Below are 4,871 nucleotides of genomic sequence, written 5' to 3'. Positions count from 1 at the left end.
CTCCTGCACCTGCTGCCGTCGCGCCGGCAGCAACGCCGCCGGTCCCGGCCGCGGCTCCGGCCAGCGTCGCTCCGGCCGCGGCGGCCGCGCCTGCGGCAGCCGGCACCAGCCGCGCGCAACGGGTGGTGAGCGGGCAGGTCTACACGTACATGAAGGATGGCGTGCGCCACTACACCAGCGCCCGGCCGGCGCAGGTCGCCAGCGTGGGCGAAGTGCGCACCATCCGTTACAGCTACATCGAGCGCTGCTATGCCTGCGGTGCGAACCCGGGGGTCAACTTCGGCACGGTGCGGCTCAATACCCAGGCCTACAGCTCCGAGATCGCCGCCGCGGCGCGCGAGTTCGGGGTCGAAGAGGCCGTGGTGCGCGCGGTGATCCATGCCGAATCGGCGTTCAATCCCACCGCCCTGAGCCGCGCCGGCGCGCAGGGGTTGATGCAGCTGATGCCGGCCACCGCGCGCCGCTTCGGCGTGAGCGACGCCTACGACGCCTCGCAGAACATCCGCGGCGGCGTGCGTTACCTGTCGTGGCTGCTGCGCCGTTTCAACGGCGACCTGACGCTGGCCGCGGCCGGCTACAACGCCGGCGAGGGCGCGGTGGATCGTCATGGCGGCGTGCCGCCCTACAACGAAACCCAGTACTACGTGAAGCGCGTGGCGCAGTTGGCCGACCGCTATCGCGGCGAGCTGGGCTCGCGCCAGTGAGTGCTTTTCCGCTTTATTCCTGGAGCACGTGACAAAAGTCATGGACTCGTGTTTCATCGCGTTGTGCGGCTGCTGAACGTTCAGCTAAACTCGGGGGAGATTCGATTCTGAGCGGTCCGGTTCCACCGGTCGCAGGCAGCCGCAAGCCACCTACATCAATATCGGAGTGCCGGATGGCCAACGATGGGGTAAACGATCCAGTCAATGCCGGACGCCGGCGCTTCCTGACAGCGACCACCGCCGTGGTCGGCGCCGTCGGGGCGGGTTTCGCAGCAGTCCCTTTCATCAAGTCATGGAATCCCAGTGCCAAGGCCCAGCTGGCCGGCGCACCGGTGAATGCCGACATCAGCGCGCTGCAGGAGGGGCAGCGCCTGATCCTGGAATGGCGAGGCCAGCCGATCTGGATCGTCAAGCGTTCCAAGGCGGTACTCGAAGCGCTGCCGACGCTGGACGGCCGCCTGCGCGATCCCAAGTCCGAGAATGCCGACCAGCAGCCGGACTACGTGCGCAAGGCCAATCCCGAGCTGCGCTCGCTCAAGCCGGAGATCTCCGTGCTGGTCGGCCTATGCACGCACTTGGGCTGCTCGCCGGAGATGGCCGCCGAGATCAAGCCAGAACCCTACGACCCGGAGTGGAAGGGCGGCTATTTCTGCCCCTGCCACAAGTCGCGCTTCGACATGGCAGGACGCGTGTTCCAGGGCGTGCCGGCGCCGACCAACCTGGTCGTGCCGCCGCACTATTACGCCGACGACAACACCATCGTCATCGGTGTCGATCCTAAGGGGGCGGCATAACCATGTCTGACAACATCCTCGTTCGCCTCGCCAATGGCGCGATGGGCTGGGTCAACGACCGCGCCCCGGCGCTGATGCCGATGTACCGGAAGCACATGTCCGAGTACTACGCGCCGAAGAACTTCAACATCTGGTACATCTTCGGCGTGCTGTCGATGGTGGTGCTGGTCAACCAGATCGTCACCGGCATCTTCCTTACCATGCATTACAAGACCAGCGCGGCGGAAGCCTTCGCTTCGGTCGAGTACATCATGCGCGACGTGGAGTGGGGCTGGCTGATCCGCTACATGCACAGCACCGGCGCCTCGCTGTTCTTCATCGTCGTCTACCTGCACATGTTCCGCGGCCTGATGTACGGCTCCTACAAGAAGCCGCGCGAGCTGGTGTGGATCCTGGGCATGCTGATCTACCTGGCGCTGATGGCCGAAGCCTTCATGGGCTACGTGCTGCCGTGGGGCCAGATGTCGTTCTGGGGCGCGAAGGTCATCATCTCGCTGTTCGGCGCCATCCCGGTGATCGGCAACGGCCTGACCGAGTGGATCATGGGCGACTACCTGCCGTCCGACGCCACCTTGAACCGCTTCTTCGCCCTGCACGTGATCGCGGTGCCGCTGGTGCTGCTGCTGCTGGTCGTGCTGCACCTGGGCGCGCTGCACGAAGTGGGGTCCAACAACCCCGACGGCGTGGAGATCAAGAAGGGACCGAAGGGCAACCGCTGGTCGCCGACCGCGCCGGCCGATGGCGTGCCGTTCCATCCGTACTACACGGTGAAGGACACCTTCTACGTGTTCGCGATGATGGTCATCGCCGCCTTCATCATCTTCTTCGCCCCGGCGTTCGGCGGCTGGTTCCTCGAGCACGACAACTTCACCGAGGCCAACCGCCTGGTCACTCCGGAGCACATCAAGCCGGTGTGGTACTACACGCCCTATTACGCGATGCTGCGGGTCATCCCGCACAAGCTGAGCGGCGTGCTGGTGATGTTCGGCGCCATCGCGATCCTGTTCACGGTGCCGTGGCTGGATCGCGCCAAGGTCAAGTCCTACCGCTATCGCGGCCTGCTTTCCAAGCTGCTGCTGTTCGGCTTCGCCATCAGCTTCGTGTGGCTGGGCAAGATCGGCGCCGGTCCAGGTACCGATCCGGTGGAGACCGTCATCGGCCGCTTCCTGACCGCGTATTACTTCCTCTTCTTCCTGACCATGCCAGTGTGGACCAAGCTGGACAAGACCAAGCCGGTGCCGGAGCGGGTGACGACGCATGACTAAGAAATGGATTGCCTTGCTGGCAACGGCCACCGCCGCACTCCTGTTCTCGGCCGCCACCTTCGCTTCCTCGGGCGGGGCACTGCAGCAGGCGGGCAACGACCTGTCCGACCAGGCGTCGCTGCAGCGCGGTGCGCAGGCCTACATGAACTACTGTTCTGGCTGCCACTCGCTGAAGTACCTGCGTTACTCGCGCATGGCCGCGGACCTGGGCCTGACCGAACAGCAGGTGATGGACAACCTGAATTTCACCGGCGCCAAGTTCGGTGAGCAGATCCACGTCGCCATGACCAAGGAGCAGGGCGACAAGTGGTTCGGCAAGATGCCGCCGGACCTGAGCCTGATCTCGCGCGTGCGCCAGAGCGACTGGATCTACACCTACCTCAAGTCGTTCTACCTGGACGAGTCGCGGCCGCTGGGCTGGAACAACAAGCTGTTCCCGAACGCCTCCATGCCCAATCCGCTGTGGGAGCTGCAGGGCCTGCAGCACGCCGAGTTCGGCGAGCCCGACGTGGCCGGCGAACGGCATCCGGAGCGGCTGGTGGTTACCAGTCCGGGGCGGGTGAAGCCGCAGGAATACGACCAGACCGTCCGCGACATCACCAACTTCCTCGAGTACGCCGGCGAACCGGCCGTGCTCAAGCGCCAGAGCATGGGCGTGTGGGTGGTGCTGTTCCTGGCGCTGCTCTCCTTCCTGGCCTATCTGCTGAAGAACGAGTACTGGACGGACGTGCATTGACGTGAGAGTGGGTCCGCAGGCCGGTGCGGAAGGTTGGCTGGCACTTGGCATCGGCGCCGGCTGACTGCACACTCGGGAAGGTGGCGACCGCGGGCGCTGGGCCCGCGGCGCCGTAAGGCTGGCGGATTCCGGCCCTTGGAGAGCCCTTGATGGCGGCGAGTGTGCGCATGCGAAATACCCTGACGTTGTTCTCGGCCAATGACGATGTCCTGTGCCACCGGGTACGGCTGGTGCTGGCCGCGAAGGGCGTCACCTACGATCTGGTGCCGGTCGATCCGCAGAATCCGCCGGAAGACCTGATCGACCTCAATCCCTACCACTCGGTGCCGACCCTGGTCGAACGCGAGTTGGTGCTCTACGCCGCATCGGTGGTCAGCGAGTATCTGGACGAGCGTTACCCGCATCCGCCGCTGATGCCGGTGGATCCGCTGTCGCGGGCGCGGTTGCGCCTGGCGATGCTGCGGATCGAGCACGACTGGGTGCCGCAGGTGCAGGCGATCCAGTTGGGCAACAAGACCCAGGCCGAAGCCGCCCGCAAGCGCCTGAAGGAACTGGTGGCGCAGTCGGTGCCCTTGTTCAAGGCGTCCAAGTTCTTCCTGAACCCGGAAATGAGCCTGGCCGACTGCGCGATGGCGCCGATCATCTGGCGGCTGGATGCCCTGGGCATTTCCCTGCCCAAGGACGGCAAGGCCATCGAGGATTACGGCAACCGCATCTTCCGCAACCCGGGTTTCATCCGCAGCCTCACCGACCAGGAGAAGAAGCTGCGCGAACTGCCGGTCTGATGCACCGGCTGTATGCAGACTTATCGATCACCGCCCACGGGCGGTGATCGCGTATCGATGCCGCGTACACTTGCCGCATGAGTGAAGAATCTTTCCGCATGAGCAGCCATCGTCCGTACCTGTTGCGGGCACTGGTGGAGTGGATCAACGACAACGGGATGACCCCGCACATCATGGTCGACGCCGGCGTGCCGGGCGTGCAGGTGCCGGCCAGCGCCGTCAAGGACGAGCGGGTCGTGCTAAACATCGCCGAGCGCGCGGTGATGCGGCTGCACATCGACAACGAGGCGGTGAGTTTCACCGCGCGCTTTTCCGGCGTCAGCTTTCCGGTGAACGTGCCGATCGCGGCGATACTGGCGGTGTATGCGCGCGAGACCGGGCAGGGCATGGCGTTGCCGGACGACATCCCGGGCACCGACGGCCCCGAGCCGCATGACGACGATACGCCGCCGCCCAGCACGCCGCCGGAGCCGCCCCAGCCTTCTGGCAAGCGCCCGTTCCTCCGGGTGGTGAAGTAACCCAAGCCGCCGCCCCCACGCGGCGGGTTTGGTTGGAGGGGCGGTGGGTCCGGCTCGCGCGGGGCGCCA

The 4,871-nt window shown here is 65.6% G+C and carries 6 protein-coding genes; all 6 read left to right on the top strand.

Annotation, left to right across the window (positions count from 1 at the left end):
* Positions 1-704 (top strand): lytic transglycosylase domain-containing protein (locus QMX80_RS18275; protein WP_282278605.1); only part of this gene is annotated, 704 nt, incomplete at its 5' end.
* 173 nt (positions 705-877) lie between these two features.
* Positions 878-1,498: a ubiquinol-cytochrome c reductase iron-sulfur subunit gene (gene petA, locus QMX80_RS18270; protein WP_055770034.1), complete on the top strand. Its 621-nt coding sequence runs from the start codon at positions 878-880 to the stop codon at positions 1,496-1,498.
* A 2-nt stretch (positions 1,499-1,500) separates the two neighbouring features.
* Positions 1,501-2,763, top strand: a complete 1,263-nt coding sequence (locus QMX80_RS18265; protein ID WP_055770031.1) for a cytochrome bc complex cytochrome b subunit — start codon at positions 1,501-1,503, stop codon at positions 2,761-2,763.
* Positions 2,756-3,499 carry a cytochrome c1 gene (locus QMX80_RS18260; protein WP_282278603.1) on the top strand — a complete coding sequence of 248 codons (744 nt, stop codon included), beginning with the start codon at positions 2,756-2,758 and terminating at the stop codon, positions 3,497-3,499. The genes QMX80_RS18265 and QMX80_RS18260 overlap by 8 nt, the downstream gene beginning before the upstream one ends.
* A 149-nt stretch (positions 3,500-3,648) precedes the next feature.
* Positions 3,649-4,284, top strand: coding sequence for a glutathione S-transferase N-terminal domain-containing protein (locus tag QMX80_RS18255; protein ID WP_282278601.1), 636 nt, complete (start codon positions 3,649-3,651; stop codon positions 4,282-4,284).
* 77 nt (positions 4,285-4,361) lie between these two features.
* Positions 4,362-4,802, top strand: a complete 441-nt coding sequence (locus QMX80_RS18250; protein WP_055770023.1) for a ClpXP protease specificity-enhancing factor — start codon at positions 4,362-4,364, stop codon at positions 4,800-4,802.
* Positions 4,803-4,871 lie beyond the last annotated feature (69 nt).

Source organism: Stenotrophomonas sp. PS02297, from assembly GCF_029959705.1.
Classification (GTDB): Bacteria; Pseudomonadota; Gammaproteobacteria; order Xanthomonadales; family Xanthomonadaceae; genus Stenotrophomonas; species Stenotrophomonas nitritireducens.
Note: the sequence above shows the minus strand (reverse complement) of the source record. Positions and strands in the feature narration are given on the sequence as shown.

Excerpts from the sequence above, each read along its gene's own strand:
- QMX80_RS18255 (WP_282278601.1), top strand. The coding sequence starts at position 3,649 with ATGGCGGCGAGTGTGCGCATGCGAAATACCCTGACGTTGTTCTCGGCC.
- QMX80_RS18265 (WP_055770031.1), top strand. The coding sequence starts at position 1,501 with ATGTCTGACAACATCCTCGTTCGCCTCGCCAATGGCGCGATGGGCTGG.
- petA (WP_055770034.1), top strand. The coding sequence starts at position 878 with ATGGCCAACGATGGGGTAAACGATCCAGTCAATGCCGGACGCCGGCGC.
- QMX80_RS18260 (WP_282278603.1), top strand. The coding sequence starts at position 2,756 with ATGACTAAGAAATGGATTGCCTTGCTGGCAACGGCCACCGCCGCACTC.
- QMX80_RS18250 (WP_055770023.1), top strand. The coding sequence starts at position 4,362 with ATGAGTGAAGAATCTTTCCGCATGAGCAGCCATCGTCCGTACCTGTTG.